Genomic DNA, 14,712 nt, shown 5'->3' with positions numbered 1-14,712 from the left:
GCCACCACCCCACCGACCGCCCGGACCGGCGGCCGACGACGCCGACCCGGCAGGTCGGGAGCCGCCGGTCGCGGGTACACCGTGCCGGTGCCGGCACGGCGGCGCCCACCGGGTGTGACCCCGGCCGGTTCGAGTCCGGCACCACCACGCCGCCGCCGGTGCCGCCAACCCCAGAGCGCGCCGACAGTCAGGATCGGCAGCAGGACCAGGGCGGCCAGGATCGGCGGCCGTCGCCACACCGGGGCAGCCGTCTCGGCCTGCCCCGTCGCCGGGCTCGCCGCCGGCTGCCAGGTGGCGGTGGCACAGTCGTACGGCCGGTTGCCGTCGCTGGTGAAGGCGCAGGCCGGCGCGGTGACCGATCGGCCGGCGGTGGTCTGCGCCAGCGTCGTCTGGACGGCGATGGTGCCCTGGGCCGGTAGCCGCAGCCGCCAGGTGACCTCCCCGGTGCCCCGCGCGCCGGTCGCCGGGGTGACCCGACCTCCGGCGCTGACCGTGCTCGTCGACGTACCCGGCGGCAGTTCCTGCCGTACCACCGCGTCGACCGGTCGGCTGCCGTCGTTGCGTACCTGGATCCGGTAGCCCGGCGCCGCTGTCCCGGCCACGGTCACCGACACGGTGACCGGTGGGGCGGGGCGGGGCACTCCCGGGTTCGCCGTGGTGGCCATTCCGGAGGCCGGGACCGCCGGTGTCACCGGGATCACCGCCCCGGTGGCCGCGGCGCCCGGTGCCTGGTGCGCGCCGGGCGCAGGCCGGGCCACTGCGGCCGGGTGCCCCGCGACGGCACCGGCGCGGGGTGACCCGGGGGTCGGGCCCGCCGGTGTCACCGTGGTCACCGCCGGGGTGGCTGCGGCACCGGTTGCGGGCGGCACCGTGGGCAGGGCCGGCACGGCGGCGAGGACGCCCAGGCCGTGGACGAACGCGGCGAGGGTTCTGTGGTGTCGTCTCGATGCAGGCATGCGAACGAACCTCCGGAGCCGACGCTAGGGGCGGCTCCCTCCTGCCGGGTACGAAGTGCCGAATCCCGCCCCCACCGGCGCTGTCCGGCGTATGCTGCGCCGGCGACCCGGCCGGCGGGGCGTCGGCGGACTCCGGGTCGGTCGGCGGGGCTAGATTGACCGGGTGCGTATCGCTCGTTTTGCTCATGCCAAGGGAATGTCGTTCGGGGTCGTCGAGGGCGAGCCGGGTGCCGGGCCGCAGGCCCTGACCATCGCCGAGATCGAGGGTCACCCGTTCGGGCGGATCCAGTTCACCGGCGGCCGGTGGGCGCTCTCCGACGTCCGGCTGCTCTCGCCGATCCTGCCCAGCAAGGTGGTCTGCGTGGGGCGCAACTACGCCGAGCACGCCGCGGAGCACGGCAGCGAGGTACCGAAGGAGCCGCTGCTCTTCCTCAAGCCCTCGACCTCGGTGATCGGGCCGCGGGACGCGATCCGGCTGCCGGTCTTCTCCAAGCAGGTGGAGCACGAGGCGGAGCTGGCCGTGGTGATCGGCGCTCCCGGTGCGCGGCGGGCCGACCGGGCCGCCGCCGAGCAGGCCATCTTCGGCTACACCTGCGCCAACGACGTCACCGCGCGGGACCTGCAGCGCGCGGACGGGCAGTGGACCCGCGCCAAGGGGTTCGACTCGTTCTGCCCGATCGGCCCCTGGATCACCACCGGCCTGGACGTCTCCGACCTGGAGGTCCGCTGCGAGGTGGGTCGGCACCCCGACGAGATGGAGGTACGCCAACTGGGCCGGACCAAGGACATGGTCTTCGACGTGCCGGCCCTGGTGTCGTACATCTCGCACGTGATGACGCTGCTGCCGGGCGACGTGGTGCTGACCGGCACCCCGGCGGGGGTTAGTCCGCTCACCGAGGGGGATACGGTCAGCGTGCGGATCGAGGGAATCGGCGAACTCACCAACCCGGTGGTTCCGGTCGCCTGATCCGTCCGATGCCCCGTTTCCGCAGGTCAGAGGCGCTTCGGGGGATTGGATTTGGCCTGTCGGCACGGGGAGGGTAAAGTTCCTTCTCGGCGCCGCAAGGGGCCGATGGGGTATGGGGTAATTGGCAGCCCGACTGATTCTGGTTCAGTTAGTCTAGGTTCGAGTCCTGGTACCCCAGCGCAGCCGTGGTTCGACGAGAATCCCGGACGCTGGATTCTGGTGGAGTTCCACCGTGTGCCCCCTCGCAGGGGGTGGCCGGTGGCGCTCTGATAGAGTGCAGCTTCCTCACCGGTACCGGTGAGGAAGCAAGACATGTTCTGGCCCCGTCGTCTAGCGGCCCAGGACGCCGCCCTCTCAAGGCGGTAGCGCCGGTTCGAATCCGGTCGGGGCTACAGCGCTGACAGCCCGTCCCATCCACTGGGGCGGGCTTCTTCGTGTCTGGGGCTGGCTGCGGCCCTGGCTGGCTGTGGCCTCCGGGCTGGCTGTGCGTCGGGTGGTGCCGGGCCGGCCGGCCTGGTGCGGATGACCCCTCGCGTCGGGCGTACAGGGGGTGCCGTTAGACTACAACCGCACCGCCCGCCGAGGTGGTGATGCAGGAAAACCACCTGGCCCCGTCGTCTAGCGGCCCAGGACGCCGCCCTCTCAAGGCGGTAGCGCCGGTTCGAATCCGGTCGGGGCTACACCCCACAACGGCCCGTCTCGCAGAGACGGGCCGTTGCCTGTGCGCCATCCGCCTGCTGTGGTTCGCCGAATGCGGCAGGTTGCTGCGGTATCCCGCTGCCCGGTAACCTCCGTTTTGCCGCATCCGGCGCGGCCATCCCTCCGGACCACAGCCGCTCAGGGGATCGTCAGAGGCCGGAGAGGCGTTGGCCGGCGCGGACCACGGCCATCGCGTGACGTTCGCCGGGGCGGCGGCCGAGACGCTCGATCGGGCCGGAGATGCTGATCGCGGCGATCACCCGGCCGGTGCGGTCCCGGATCGGCGCGGAGACGCTCGCCACGCCAGCCTCCCGCTCGGCGACACTCTGCGCCCAGCCACGGCGGCGTACCTCGGCGAGGGTGCGGCCGGTGAACTTGGAGCGGGGCAGCAGCGGCATCACCGCCTCCGGCGGCTCCCAGGCGAGCAGGATCTGCGCCGCGGAGCCCGCCGTCATGGGCAGCACCGAACCGACCGGCACGGTGTCCCGTAGGCCGCTGGCCCGCTCGGCGGCGGCCACGCAGATCCGCTCGTCGGCCCGGCGCAGGTAGAGCTGGGCGCTCTCGCCGGTGGCGTCGCGCAGCGCGGCCAGCAGCGGCTCGGCCGCGGTCAGGAGCACGTCCGGGGCGGCGTTGGCCAGCTCGCCGAGCCGGGGCCCGGGCCGCCAGCGGCCCTGGGTGTCCCGGACCAGCATCCGGTGGATCTCCAGCGCCTGCGCCAACCGGTGCGCGGTGGCCCGGGGCAGCTTGGTGCGTTCAACGAGTTCGGCCAGGCTGGCGCCGTCGACACAGGCGGCCAGGATGACCACCGCCTTGTCGAGGACGCCGACACCGCTCATACTGTGTCCCACAAGCCGAAATTTACCTCCCAGAATTTAGGATGTCCAGATGGTGGGAGTCACTCGACCGAGGACCCTGGCCGAGAAGGTCTGGGACGCGCACGTGGTACGGACCGCCGAGGGTGAGCCGGACCTGCTCTACATCGACCTGCACCTGCTGCACGAGGTGACGAGCCCGCAGGCCTTCGACGGGCTGCGCCTGGCCGGCCGCCGGGTGCGCCGCCCCGATCTCACGCTCGCGACCGAGGACCACAACACCCCGACCGGGTACGACGATCCGTCGTTCCGGCTGCGCCGCGGTGACCTGCTCACCATCGCGGACCCGACCTCGCGTACGCAGATCGAGACGCTGCGCCGCAACTGCGCCGAGTTCGGCCTGCGGCTGCACCCCCTCGGCGACGAGAACCAGGGGATCGTGCACGTCATCGGCCCGCAGCTCGGCGTCACCCAGCCCGGCATGACCATCGTCTGTGGCGATTCCCACACCGCCACCCACGGCGCCTTCGGGGCACTCGCCTTCGGTATCGGCACCAGTGAGGTCGAGCACGTCCTGGCCACCCAGACGCTGCCGCAGGCCCGGCCGAAGACCATGGCGGTGAACGTCACCGGCGAGCTGGGCCCCGGGGTCACCGCCAAGGACCTGGTGCTCGCGCTGATCACCCAGGTCGGCACCGGCGGCGGGCGGGGCCACATCGTCGAGTACCGGGGCGAGGCCATCCGGCGGCTCTCCATGGAGGGCCGGATGACGGTGGCCAACATGTCCATCGAGTGGGGCGCCAAGGCCGGCCTGATCGCGCCGGACGAGACCACCTTCGCGTACCTCAAGGGCCGGCCGCACGCCCCGCAGGGCGCGCAGTGGGACGAGGCGGTCGCGTACTGGCGGACCCTGCCCACCGACGAGGGGGCGGCCTTCGACGCCGAGGTGACCCTGGACGCCAGCCGGATCACCCCGTTCGTCACCTGGGGCACCAACCCGGGCCAGGGGGCGCCGCTCGGCGCGGTCGTGCCGGACCCGGAGGAGTTCGTCACCGAGGCGGAGCGGACGGCCGCCCGTCGGGCCCTGGAGTACATGGACCTCGCTCCCGGCACGCCGCTGCGGGACCTCGCCGTCGACGTGGTCTTCGTCGGCTCCTGCACCAACGGCCGGCTGGAGGACCTGCGCGCCGCCGCCGACGTGCTGCGCGGGCACCGGGTCGCCGACGGCGTACGGATGCTCGTGGTGCCCGGCAGCGCCGCCGTGCGGGAGGCGGCCGAGGCGGAGGGGCTGGACAAGGTCTTCGTCGACGCCGGTGCCGAGTGGCGCTTCGCCGGCTGCTCCATGTGCCTGGGGATGAACCCCGACACGCTCAAGCCGGGCCAGCGTTCCGCCTCGACCTCCAACCGCAACTTCGAGGGGCGGCAGGGCCGGGGCGGGCGCACCCACCTGGTGTCGCCGCCGGTCGCCGCCGCCACCGCCGTGGTCGGCCGGCTCGCCGCCCCCGCCGACCTGTAGAAGGGCAGCCGAGAGATGGACAAGTTCACCACCCACACCGGCACCGTCGTGCCGCTGCGTCGCTCCAACGTGGACACCGATCAGATCATCCCGGCCGTGTACCTCAAGCGGGTGACCCGGACCGGTTTCGCCGACGGGCTCTTCAGCGCGTGGCGGGAAGATCCGCAATTCGTGCTCAACGATCCCGCATATTCCGGTGCGTCGATTCTCGTGGCCGGTCCCGAGTTCGGCACCGGGTCGTCCCGGGAGCACGCCGTGTGGGCGCTTCGCGACTGGGGGTTCCAGGCGGTGATCTCTCCCCGCTTCGGTGACATCTTCCGGGGCAACGCGCTCAAGGAAGGGCTCCTCCCGGTCGAGTTGGAATTGAAAGCGATCGAGGAGATCTGGTCGCGGACCGAGTCCGACCCGACCACGCCCGTCACCGTCGACCTGGCCGCCCGCGAGGTCCGGCTCGGCGAGTCCCGCTGGTCGTTCCCCCTGGACGACCACAGCCGCTGGCGGCTGATGGAGGGCTTGGACGACATTGGACTCACCCTTCGGCACGAGGCGGAGATCGGCACGTACGAGGTGTCGCGGCCGTCGTTCAAGCCCGCCGTCGCATAGCCGAACGTCCCACGTTTCTTCGGTTCTCGCCCCCACCGGATCGTCCGGCGGGGGCGAATCCGTTACGACACAAGGGCTTTTTTCCACCGAATGTTTGTGTCCAGGCAGCACAGGGCATACCGTGCGCGCAGAATGGCTCGCGTCGAGTCAGTCGCACAATCAGGAGGAAGTCGTGAACAAGGCCGAGCTCATCGAGGCGCTCGCCGCTCGCCTGGGGGACCGGAAGACGGCGACGGCCGCGCTCGACGCGGTCCTCGCTGAGGTCCAGGCGGCGGTCACCAAGGGCGAGAAGGTGGCGATCACCGGCTTCGGAGCGTTCGAAAAGCGCGTCCGGGGTGCCCGAACAGCCCGCAACCCGCGCACCGGTGAGGCGGTGAAGGTCAAGAAGACATCCGTGCCGACCTTCCGTCCGGGTGCCGGATTCAAGGAGATGGTGGCCAGCGGCAAGGTGCCGAAGGCCGCGGCCCCGGCCAAGAAGACCGCCACGGCGGCGGCCAAGGCCACCGGCACGAAGGCCACCGGAGCCAAGGCCACCGGCACGAAGGCCACCGGAGCCAAGACCACCGGGGCGAAGGCCACCGGGACCAAGACGACCGGGGCAAAGGCCGCTGGGACGAAGGCCACCGGGGCGAAGGCCGCGGCGGCGAAGAAGACCACCGCGACCACGAAGGCCGCCCCGGCGACGAAGACCACCGCGGCGAGCAAGGCCACCGCGACCAAGAAGGCCACCGCGGCGACGAAGACCACCGCGACCAAGAAGGCCACCGCGACCAAGAAGGCCACCGCGGCGACGAAGACCACCGCGGCGAAGAAGACCACGGCGGCGAGCAAGGCCACCGCGGCGAAGACGGCCAAGAAGGCGCCGGCGAAGAAGTCCGCCGCCCGGCGCTGAACCATCGCGTACGACGCGAGGGGCACCCACCGCGACGGTGGGTGCCCCTCGGCGCGTCAGAGCCGGTCGGCGCCGAACAGCCGGTCGGCGGCGAAGGCGAGCAACCAGCCGCCACCCTTCGCGGTGGTGAAGTCGTCGGCGCGACCGGTCAGCCGTGCCAGCACCCCCGGGATCACCTTGCCCTGGCTGCACACCACGGCCGGGGTGCCGGCGGTGGCCAGCGACACCAACCGGCCCGCGGCGGCCAACGCGCACTCCTCGCGCTGCTGGCCCGGACGGGGCTCGTCCAGGTCGCCGCAGACCTCGATCGGCAGGTCGAGCCGGGCCGCCGCCGGGTCGAGGGTCTGCACGCAGCGGCGGACCGACGCCGACAGCAACCGGGTCGGGCGGACCAGCGCCACCAGCGGTGCCAACGCCTCGGCCTGGACCCACCCCTCGGTGTCCAGCGGCCGGCTGTCGTCCGGGCCGGACCAGGTGGCCCGTTTGCCGGCGTGTCCGTGCCGGACCAGAACGATCGTCGCGGTCACCGGGGGCAGCGCGGCGAACGCCGCCAGCACCTGCGCGTCGTGCGGGTAGCTGACCAGCCGCACCGCCTCCTCGACGGCGAGCCAGCGCACCTCGTCGACCTCGGTGCCCGGCTGGAAACCGCCCGCGCCCACCGCCCGCATCGACCAGTAGTCGACCGTCTTCGGTCGGCCTTCGCTGCGGTAGCGGACCGTCGGGAGCCGGACCTGCGGAACGGCCCGCACGTCGCTCTCCTCGGCCACCTCGCGGACGGCGGCCAGCAACGGGTGCTCACCCTGCTCCAGCTTGCCCTTCGGCAGCGACCAGTCGCCGTAGCGGGGGCGGTGCACCAGGCAGACCTCGACACCGCCGCCGGCGTCCGGCCGCCAGACCACCCCGCCCGCCGCCCGGATGTCCCCCGGTTCCTCGTCCACCATCCGGACACCATACGTCCGCCGCCATCGGCAGTGGTGCTCAGCCGGCGGTGCCGCCCACGCGGCGCAGCAGCAGTTCCTGAAGGTCCGCCAGGGGCTCCTCGGGAGTGCCGACCCGCCGGGTCCAGGTGCCGTCGGCCGCCAGTTCGAAGGCGTTCACCTCGGGACCGAACGCGGCGGTCAGCACGTGGTCCAACTCGGCCCGGGCTACCGGGTCGCTGACCTGGACCAGCGCCTCCACCCGCCGGTCCAGGTTGCGGTGCATCAGGTCGGCCGAGCCCAGCCAGAACTCGGCGTCGCCGTTGTTGCCGAACCGGAAGATCCGCGAGTGCTCCAGGAACCGGCCGAGGATCGACCGGACCCGGATGTTCTCCGACAGCCCCGGCACCCCCGGCCGCAGCGTGCACATGCCCCGGATCAGCAGGTCCACGTGTACGCCGGCCCGGGACGCCCGGTACAGCGCGTCGGTGACCTCCTCGTCGACCAGCGCGTTCACCTTGAACTGCACCAGGCCGGGCACGCCGAGGCGGACGTGGGTGATCTCCCGTTCGATCCGCTCGACCAGGCCGCGGCGGATGCCCTGCGGCGCCACCAGCAGCCGCCGGTACGCGGTCTGCCGGCTGTACCCGGTCAGCACGTTGAACAGGTCGGTGAGGTCCGCGCCGATCTCCGGATCGGCGGTGAGCACCCCGAAGTCCTCGTAGAGCCGGGCGGTCTTGGGGTGGTAGTTGCCGGTGCCGATGTGGCAGTACCGGCGGATCTGGTTGCCCTCCTGGCGTACCACCAGCGCCGTCTTGCAGTGCGTCTTGAGGCCGACCAGGCCGTACACGACGTGGCAGCCGGCGCGTTCCAGGGTGCGCGCCCAGCCGATGTTGGCCACCTCGTCGAAGCGGGCCTTCACCTCCACCAGCACCACCACCTGCTTGCCCGCGGCGGCCGCGTCGACCAGGGCGTCGACGATCGGGGAGTCGCCGCTGGTGCGGTACAGGGTCTGCTTGATGGCGAGCACGTTCGGGTCGGCGGCGGCCTGCTCGATGAAGCGTTGCACGCTGGTGGCGAACGAGTGGTACGGGTGGTGCACCAGCACGTCGCCGTCGCGCAGGGTGGCGAAGACGCTGCGTGGCACCTCTCCCTCGGCCAGCCGTGGGTGGGTGGCCGGCACGAACGGCGGATCCTTCAGATCGGGACGGTCCGCCTCGCCGTACAGCTGCCACAGCGCCGACAGGTCGAGCAGCCCGGGCACCCGGAGCACGTCGTGGTCGTCCATGTCCAGCTCGCGGACGAGCAGCTCCAGCATGTGGTCGGAGATGGACGCGGCGACCTCCAGGCGTACCGGCGGGCCGAAACGACGCCGGGCCAGTTCCCGTTCCAGCGCCTGGAGCAGATCCTCGTCGCGGTCCTCGTCGACCTCGACCTCGGCGTTGCGGGTCACCCGAAACAGGTGGCACTCGACCACCTGCATGCCGGAGAAGAGCTGGCCCAGGTGCACCGAGATCAACTCCTCGACCGGCAGCATCCGCAGGCCGGGCCGGTCCCGGGCGACCCGGACGAAGCGCGGCACGTTGTTCGGCACCTTGACCCGGGCGAACAGTTCCGGTCCGCCGTCGGGGTCGCGGACCGCCACCGCCAGGTTCAGCGAGCGGCCGGAGATGTAGGGGAACGGGTGCGCCGGGTCCACCGCGAGCGGGGTGAGTACCGGGAAGATGTGCTCGCGGAAGTAGGTGCGCAACCGTTCCCGCTCCGGGTCGTCCAGGTCCGCCCAGCGCAGCACGCGGATGTCCTCGGCGGCCAGCCGGGGCAGCACGTCCTCGACGAAGCAGGCGGCGTGCCGGGCCACCAACCCGGCGGCCTTCTCGGCGACCAGCTCCAGCTGGGTACGCAGCGGCAGCCGGTCCCCGCCACGGACCGGCAGGCCGGCGGAGAGACGGCGCTTCAACCCCGCCACCCGGACCATGTAGAACTCGTCGAGATTGCTGGCGAAGATGGCCAGGAACTTCGCCCGCTCCAGCAGCGGGGTGCGCCGGTCCTCGGCCAGGGTCAGCACCCGGGCGTTGAAGTCGAGCCAGGACAGCTCCCGGTTGAGGAAGCGATCCTCGGGCAGCGGCTCGGCGGGGGCCCCCGACACCACCGGCTCGTCGGCGTCGACTACCTCGGCCAGTCCGGCGGAGGCGCCGCCGGCGCTGGCGCCCGCGGAGCCGGGCGTCGTGTCGGGGGTGTCGCCGGGGTCACGGGACGGGCGGAACCGCCCGGCGGTGTCGCGCCGCCGGGTGCCGTTGCGGGCGGCGGCCGGGTCGGCGGCAGAGGGACCAGGGTGCTCGCGAGGGGTGCTCACCGCCTCATAATCACCCGATCACGGTTAACTCAAAATGAACTTGCCCCGGTCGGCTCAAGCCATCGTCGGGAATGTCACCCGGACGACCCCCCCGTCGGGATCGGTCTCCACCCTCAGCCGTTGCCCGAGCCGCACCAGCCGCAACCCCGAGGCGTCGAAGGCGCGCGCCGGAAAGGCCAGCTCGGTGCCGTCGTCCAGGAGGAGCAACCCGGTGCGGGTCTGCGCGTCGAAGCTCGCCACCGTGCCCTGCATGTCAGCACCGTACACCGGTGGGGTCAGCCCGACGGCACGCTCAACGCCGCGCTGCGCGGCCCGAGGCCGAGCCGGGCGGCGGCGGCCAGGTCCGCGGCGGTGTCCACGTCCCGGCGCAGGCTGGGCCAGTCGCCGGTGAGCGGGAGCGCCCCGCTGGCCCGGTGCGCCGCCGCCGAACCGACCCCGAACCGGGGATCCAGCGGCACCCCGGGCGGCGCGGCCAGCAGCACCGTGCCGGTACCCGGGGCGTCGGGCACGAAACGGCGTACCGCCGGGCCGGTGGCGGCCGCGCGCAGGGCGGCAGCCAACTCGGCCGGGCGTAGCGCCGGAAGGTCCGCGGTCAGGCCGGCCACCCAGCGGCGGCCGGCGAGCCGCGCACCGTGCCGGAAGGCCGCGTTGAGCCCGGCCTCCGGCCGGTCCGGCACCGCCCGCGCCCCCACGGCTCCGGCCGCCGCCGCCACCGCCGCGTCGGCGGTGACGACCAGGACCTCGGCCACCGCGGGGCAGGCCACCGCCGCGCGGACCGTGTCGGCCGCCAGGGCCAGCGCCAGCTCCTCATGGGGTACGACCGGCAGCGCGCCCCGCAACCGGCTCTTCGCCGCGGTGAGACGCTTCACCGGCACCACCAGGGTCCAGGTCGGCTGCACGCGACAATCCTGCCAGCGTCACCGGCCGGTACCCGCACTGGCCGGACCTGGGGCGAGCAGGCATGATTTCCGCTGCGGGCACGCCGCGGGGCGGGGCGATGAGGAGGCAGGGTGACACGGCGCAGGCTGGGATTCTGGCGACGGTTCGCCGTGGTGCTGGTCAAACCCGTGATGCTCGGATGGACCCGGCGCACCTGGCGCGGGGCCGAGCACCTGCGCCGCGACGGCGGCATCATCATCGTGCCCAACCACCTCTCGCACGCCGATCCGCTGGTCGCCGCGCACTTCATCTACGACGCCGGACGCTGGCCGCAGTACCTCGGCAAGGCCAGCCTCTTCCGGCTTCCCGTGATCGGCCGGATCCTGCACCGCTGCCGGCAGATCCCGGTCGAGCGTGGCACCGTCAACGCGGTCCGGTCGCTGGACAAGCTGGTCGCCGCGCTGGACGCCGGCGGCGCGGTGGTGATCTACCCGGAGGGCACCACCACCCGGCACCCGCAGCTGTGGCCGATGAAGGGCAAGACGGGCGCGGCCCGGCTGGCGTTGGCCACCGGAGCGCCGGTGATCCCGTTGGTGATGTGGGGACCGGAGAAGCTCTTCGACCCCCGGTCGGCGCGCCTCGGGCTGCGGCCCCGTACCCCGGTGACCGTGGTCGCCGGCCCGCCGGTGGACCTGAGCCGATGGGCGGGCGCCGCCCCGAGCCGAGCCGTGCTGGAAGAGATGACCGACCAGATCATGCTGACCCTGCGCGACATGCTCGCCGACATCAGGGGCGGCACCCCGCCGCCCCTGTGGGAACGTCCCGCCCGTCCACGCACTTCCGAGGTGACCGAATGAGACGCGAGCGAACCGACCGGCTCCGCGCGGTGGCGCCGCACACCGTCGCCGACCGCGGGGAGGCGACGGCGTGAGCCACGTGGCGGTGCTGGGGGCGGGTTCCTGGGGAACCGCCTTCGCCAAGATTCTGGCCGACGCCGGCCGGGACGTGACGATCTGGGCGCGCCGGGAGTCGGTCGCCGAGGCGATCCGTACCCGGCGGCGCAACCCGGACTACCTCTCCGACGTGCGACTGCCCGACCGGGTCACCGCGACCGGTGACGCCGTCAAGGCGATCGCCGGGGCGGAACTGGTGGTGCTGTCGGTGCCGTCCCAGACGCTGCGCGGCAACCTCGCCGACTGGGCGCCCCACCTGGCCCCCGACTCGACCCTGGTCTCCCTGATGAAGGGCATCGAGCTGGGCACCACCAAGCGGATGAGCGAGGTGATCGTGGAGACCGCCCGGGTGACCCGCGACCGGGTGGTGGTCGTCTCCGGTCCCAATCTGGCGCCCGAGATCGCCGCCGAGCAGCCCGCCGCGACCGTGGTCGCCGGCACCGACCCCCGCCGCACCGCGCTGGTGCAGTCGTCGATCCGCACGCCGTACTTCCGGCCGTACACCAACGACGACGTGATCGGCTGCGAGCTGGGCGGCGCGGTGAAGAACGTGATCGCCCTGGCGTACGGCATCGCCACGGCGATGGGTTTCGGCGACAACACCCGCGCCATGCTGATGACCCGTGGGCTTGCCGAGACCGCCCGGCTCGGCGTGGCGCTGGGCGCCGACCCGATCACCTTCGCCGGGCTGGCCGGCATGGGTGACCTGGTCGCCTCCTGCTCGTCGCCGCTGGCCCGCAACCGCACCTTCGGCGAGCACCTGGGGCGGGGGGAGACCCTGGAACAGGCGCAGGCGGCGACCCGGCAGACCGCCGAGGGTGTCAAGAGCTGCCTGTCGATCCGCGATCTGGCGCGGGCGCACGGGGTGGAGATGCCGATCACCGAGCAGATCGAGCGGATCTGCCACGAGGGCATGGAACCGCGGCTCGCCGTGGACGCCCTGATGAGCCGGACCGCCAAACCCGAGTCGTACGAGTGAACGGGTTCTGCGCGCCCAGTGTGCGAAAAGCGGAGGCCGATCTCGGGTGAGCGGTGACTGGCACGACGGGACCCGCTGCGTGCGCGCCGGCCTGCCCGAGCCCGCCCCGGGTGACCCGTTCCTGCCCGGGCCGGTCTTCGCGGCCCCGTACCACCTCGACCCGTGGCAGGGGCCCGCCGCCGGCCCGAACGGCTACGGCCGGCCGGACAATCCCACCCGCCGGCTGCTGGAGGCGGCCATCGGTGAGCTGGAGGGCGGCGAGTGCCGGGTCTTCGCCAGTGGGCAGGCGGCTGTCACCGGGCTGCTGCTGGCGCTGCTGCGCCCCGGCGACCGGGTGCTGCTCCCCGCCGACGGCTATTTCCCGGTCCGCGCCTTCGCCGCCGCCACGCTGGCGGCGATCGGGGTCCACGTCGGGTTGGTGCCGACCGCCGGGCCGTACCCGCCGTTCGACGGGGTCCGGCTGCTGCTGCTGGAGACTCCCGCCAACCCCGGCCTGGACGTGGCCGACGTGGCCGTGCTCGCCGCCGCGGCGCACGCCGCCGGCACGGTGGTGGTGGTGGACAACACCACCGCCACCCCGCTCGGTCAGCGCCCGCTGGACCTCGGCGCCGACCTCGTCGTCGCCTCCGGCACCAAGGCGCTGACCGGCCACTCCGACCTGCTGCTGGGCTACGTCGCGGCCCGCTCGACCGAGTTGCTGGAGACGCTGACCGCCTGGCGTACCACCACCGGCGCGGTGCCCGGCGCGTTCGACGCCTGGTTGGCGCACCGGTCGCTGGCCACGCTGGACCTGCGGCTGGCCCGCCAGTCGGCGAACGCGGCGGCCGTCGCGGAGTTGCTCGCCGGGCGGGCCGACGTGACCGGGCTGCGCTGGCCGGGGCGGCCGGTGGACCGGGCGTACCGGGTGGCGTCGGCGCAGATGCGGCGGATGCCCGGGGTGCTCTCCTTCGACCTGGGCGACGCCGCTCGGGTCGCCCGGTTCGTCGAGGCGTCCCGGCTGGTCGCCGCCGCCACCTCGTTCGGCGGTCTGCACACCACCGTGGACCGGCGGGCACAATGGGGTGACGACACGGCACCGGGCTTCGTCCGGCTCTCCTGCGGGGTGGAGGACACGGTCGACCTGGTGGCCGACGTGGCCGCCGCGCTGGACGCCGCGGGGCCGGCCGGTCCGCTATGGTGAGGCCGGCCCGAACGGGCCCCGACCGGAGGAGGTGAGACCGATCCCGCAGCCAGCAGGGCCGGCGCTCCTCTCCGCGTCGCTGTCGCCACGGTAGCGACGGCGGGAGCGCCGCCGAGCGTTCCCCGAAGGTATCCCATGGCATCGTCGTACCACCCCGACCGTCCCGCCCTCGTCGCGCGGCTGCGCGCCGCCGGCTGCGTCTATGCCGAGGACGAGGCGGATCTGCTGATCGCCGCCGTCGACACCCCGGCCGCGTTGACCACCCTGGTCGACCGGCGGATCGCCGGTGAGCCGCTGGAGTACCTGCTCGGCTGGGCCGAGTTCTGTGGGCTGCGGGTCGCCGTCGCGCCCGGCGTCTTCGTGCCCCGCGCGCGTACCGCCCTGCTGGTGACGGCCGCGGCGGCGTTGGCCGGACCCGCCCCGGCGGTGGTCGACCTGTGCTGCGGGTCGGGTGCGACGACCCTGGCGCTGGCCGCGCGGCTGGCTCCGCGCTGGCTCGCCGCCGTGGACCTGGACCCGGCGGCCGTGGCCTGTGCCCGCCGCAACCTCGCCGGCCGACCCGTCGAAGTACTGCACGGCGATTTGTACGACCCGCTGCCAGCCGCCTGGCGGGGCCGGCTGGATCTGGTGGTGGCGAACGCCCCGTACGTGCCGACGGAGGCGGTGGCGCTGATGCCTGCCGAGGCACGGCGGTACGAGGCGCTGGTGGCCCTCGACGGCGGGGTGGACGGCCTGGCCGTGCTGCGCCGGGTGGCGGCCGGGGCGGTGGACTGGCTGGCTCCCGGCGGGCGGTTGGTGGTCGAGGTGGGGGAGAGCCAGGTGGACGCGTTGGACGGCGAGTTGCGCACGCTGGGGCTGCGTCCCCGGGTGGTCCGGGCGCGGAAGTGGGACGCCATCGCGATGACCGCCCGCCGTCCGGGCTGACCCGCACCGGCACCGGCGGCCGCACCGATCGCCGGTGACGGCGGGCCGTCGGGGGAACTAGCCTTCGCAGCAGGCGTGGGGT

At 73.4% G+C, this 14,712-nt stretch carries 13 protein-coding genes, 3 tRNA genes and 1 pseudogene; 11 read left to right on the top strand and 6 right to left on the bottom strand.

The window, feature by feature from the left end; translation table 11 throughout:
* Positions 1–956 (bottom strand): annotated as a pseudogene (locus tag E1182_RS23095) (hypothetical protein); the annotation flags it as partial.
* Between the two features lie 163 nt (positions 957–1,119).
* Here E1182_RS23095 and E1182_RS23090 point away from each other — a divergent pair.
* From E1182_RS23090 to E1182_RS23075, 4 genes are all read left to right on the top strand, one after another.
* Positions 1,120–1,923: a fumarylacetoacetate hydrolase family protein gene (locus E1182_RS23090; protein ID WP_132268840.1), complete on the top strand. Its 804-nt coding sequence runs from the start codon at positions 1,120–1,122 to the stop codon at positions 1,921–1,923.
* 106 nt (positions 1,924–2,029) lie between these two features.
* Positions 2,030–2,101 (top strand) — tRNA-Gln (locus E1182_RS23085).
* A 141-nt stretch (positions 2,102–2,242) separates the two neighbouring features.
* Positions 2,243–2,315 (top strand) — tRNA-Glu (locus E1182_RS23080).
* 215 nt (positions 2,316–2,530) lie between these two features.
* Positions 2,531–2,603 (top strand) — tRNA-Glu (locus E1182_RS23075).
* Positions 2,604–2,771: 168 nt separating this feature from the next.
* Here the strand turns inward: E1182_RS23075 and E1182_RS23070 are convergent.
* Positions 2,772–3,458 carry an IclR family transcriptional regulator gene (locus tag E1182_RS23070; RefSeq protein WP_013284529.1) on the bottom strand — a complete coding sequence of 229 codons (687 nt, stop codon included), beginning with the start codon at positions 3,456–3,458 and terminating at the stop codon, positions 2,772–2,774.
* A gap of 49 nt (positions 3,459–3,507) precedes the next feature.
* Here E1182_RS23070 and leuC point away from each other — a divergent pair, with 49 nt between their 5' ends.
* The 3 genes from leuC to E1182_RS23055 all read left to right on the top strand — a co-directional run bounded on the left by leuC (position 3,508) and on the right by E1182_RS23055 (position 6,445).
* A complete protein-coding gene (gene leuC, locus E1182_RS23065) occupies positions 3,508–4,950 on the top strand; it encodes a 3-isopropylmalate dehydratase large subunit (protein ID WP_132268837.1) in 1,443 nt (480 codons plus the stop codon).
* Between the two features lie 15 nt (positions 4,951–4,965).
* Entirely contained in the window at positions 4,966–5,553 is a 588-nt protein-coding gene (gene leuD, locus E1182_RS23060; RefSeq protein ID WP_132268834.1) for a 3-isopropylmalate dehydratase small subunit, read from the top strand.
* 172 nt (positions 5,554–5,725) lie between these two features.
* Positions 5,726–6,445 (top strand): HU family DNA-binding protein, encoded by a 720-nt coding sequence (locus E1182_RS23055; protein ID WP_207921489.1) that lies wholly within the window; start codon positions 5,726–5,728, stop codon positions 6,443–6,445.
* Positions 6,446–6,501: 56 nt separating this feature from the next.
* Here the strand turns inward: E1182_RS23055 and E1182_RS23050 are convergent, their stop codons facing one another.
* The 4 genes from E1182_RS23050 to cofC form a co-directional block, all read right to left on the bottom strand.
* Entirely contained in the window at positions 6,502–7,386 is an 885-nt protein-coding gene (locus tag E1182_RS23050; RefSeq protein WP_132268828.1) for an NUDIX hydrolase, read from the bottom strand.
* 37 nt (positions 7,387–7,423) lie between these two features.
* Positions 7,424–9,715, bottom strand: coding sequence for an RNA degradosome polyphosphate kinase (locus E1182_RS23045; RefSeq protein ID WP_132268826.1), 2,292 nt, complete (start codon positions 9,713–9,715; stop codon positions 7,424–7,426).
* 54 nt (positions 9,716–9,769) lie between these two features.
* Positions 9,770–9,922, bottom strand: a complete 153-nt coding sequence (locus E1182_RS23040) for a cold-shock protein (protein ID WP_371687595.1) — start codon at positions 9,920–9,922, stop codon at positions 9,770–9,772.
* A gap of 68 nt (positions 9,923–9,990) precedes the next feature.
* A complete protein-coding gene (gene cofC / locus E1182_RS23035) occupies positions 9,991–10,614 on the bottom strand; it encodes a 2-phospho-L-lactate guanylyltransferase (protein ID WP_132268821.1) in 624 nt (207 codons plus the stop codon).
* A 111-nt stretch (positions 10,615–10,725) separates the two neighbouring features.
* Here cofC and E1182_RS23030 point away from each other — a divergent pair, with 111 nt between their 5' ends.
* From E1182_RS23030 to E1182_RS23015, 4 genes are all read left to right on the top strand, one after another.
* A complete protein-coding gene (locus tag E1182_RS23030; RefSeq protein WP_132268818.1) occupies positions 10,726–11,451 on the top strand; it encodes a 1-acyl-sn-glycerol-3-phosphate acyltransferase in 726 nt (241 codons plus the stop codon).
* Between the two features lie 70 nt (positions 11,452–11,521).
* Positions 11,522–12,526, top strand: coding sequence for an NAD(P)H-dependent glycerol-3-phosphate dehydrogenase (locus E1182_RS23025; protein ID WP_132268816.1), 1,005 nt, complete (start codon positions 11,522–11,524; stop codon positions 12,524–12,526).
* A 46-nt stretch (positions 12,527–12,572) separates the two neighbouring features.
* Positions 12,573–13,706 (top strand): cystathionine gamma-lyase, encoded by a 1,134-nt coding sequence (locus E1182_RS23020; protein WP_132268814.1) that lies wholly within the window; start codon positions 12,573–12,575, stop codon positions 13,704–13,706.
* Positions 13,707–13,841: 135 nt separating this feature from the next.
* Positions 13,842–14,630, top strand: a complete 789-nt coding sequence (locus E1182_RS23015; RefSeq protein WP_132268811.1) for a putative protein N(5)-glutamine methyltransferase — start codon at positions 13,842–13,844, stop codon at positions 14,628–14,630.
* Positions 14,631–14,712: the final 82 nt, after the last annotated feature.

It is taken from the genome of Micromonospora sp. KC721 (genome assembly GCF_004348355.1).
GTDB lineage: Bacteria > Actinomycetota > Actinomycetes > Mycobacteriales > Micromonosporaceae > Micromonospora.
The sequence above is the reverse complement of the archived record's forward strand: the minus strand, read 5'-3'. Positions and strand labels throughout refer to the sequence as shown.

Coding starts and splice junctions, on each gene's coding strand:
- E1182_RS23070 (WP_013284529.1), bottom strand. CDS start 3,458: ATGAGCGGTGTCGGCGTCCTCGACAAGGCGGTGGTCATCCTGGCCGCC.
- leuC (WP_132268837.1), top strand. CDS start 3,508: ATGGTGGGAGTCACTCGACCGAGGACCCTGGCCGAGAAGGTCTGGGAC.
- leuD (WP_132268834.1), top strand. CDS start 4,966: ATGGACAAGTTCACCACCCACACCGGCACCGTCGTGCCGCTGCGTCGC.
- E1182_RS23050 (WP_132268828.1), bottom strand. CDS start 7,386: ATGGTGGACGAGGAACCGGGGGACATCCGGGCGGCGGGCGGGGTGGTC.
- E1182_RS23015 (WP_132268811.1), top strand. CDS start 13,842: ATGGCATCGTCGTACCACCCCGACCGTCCCGCCCTCGTCGCGCGGCTG.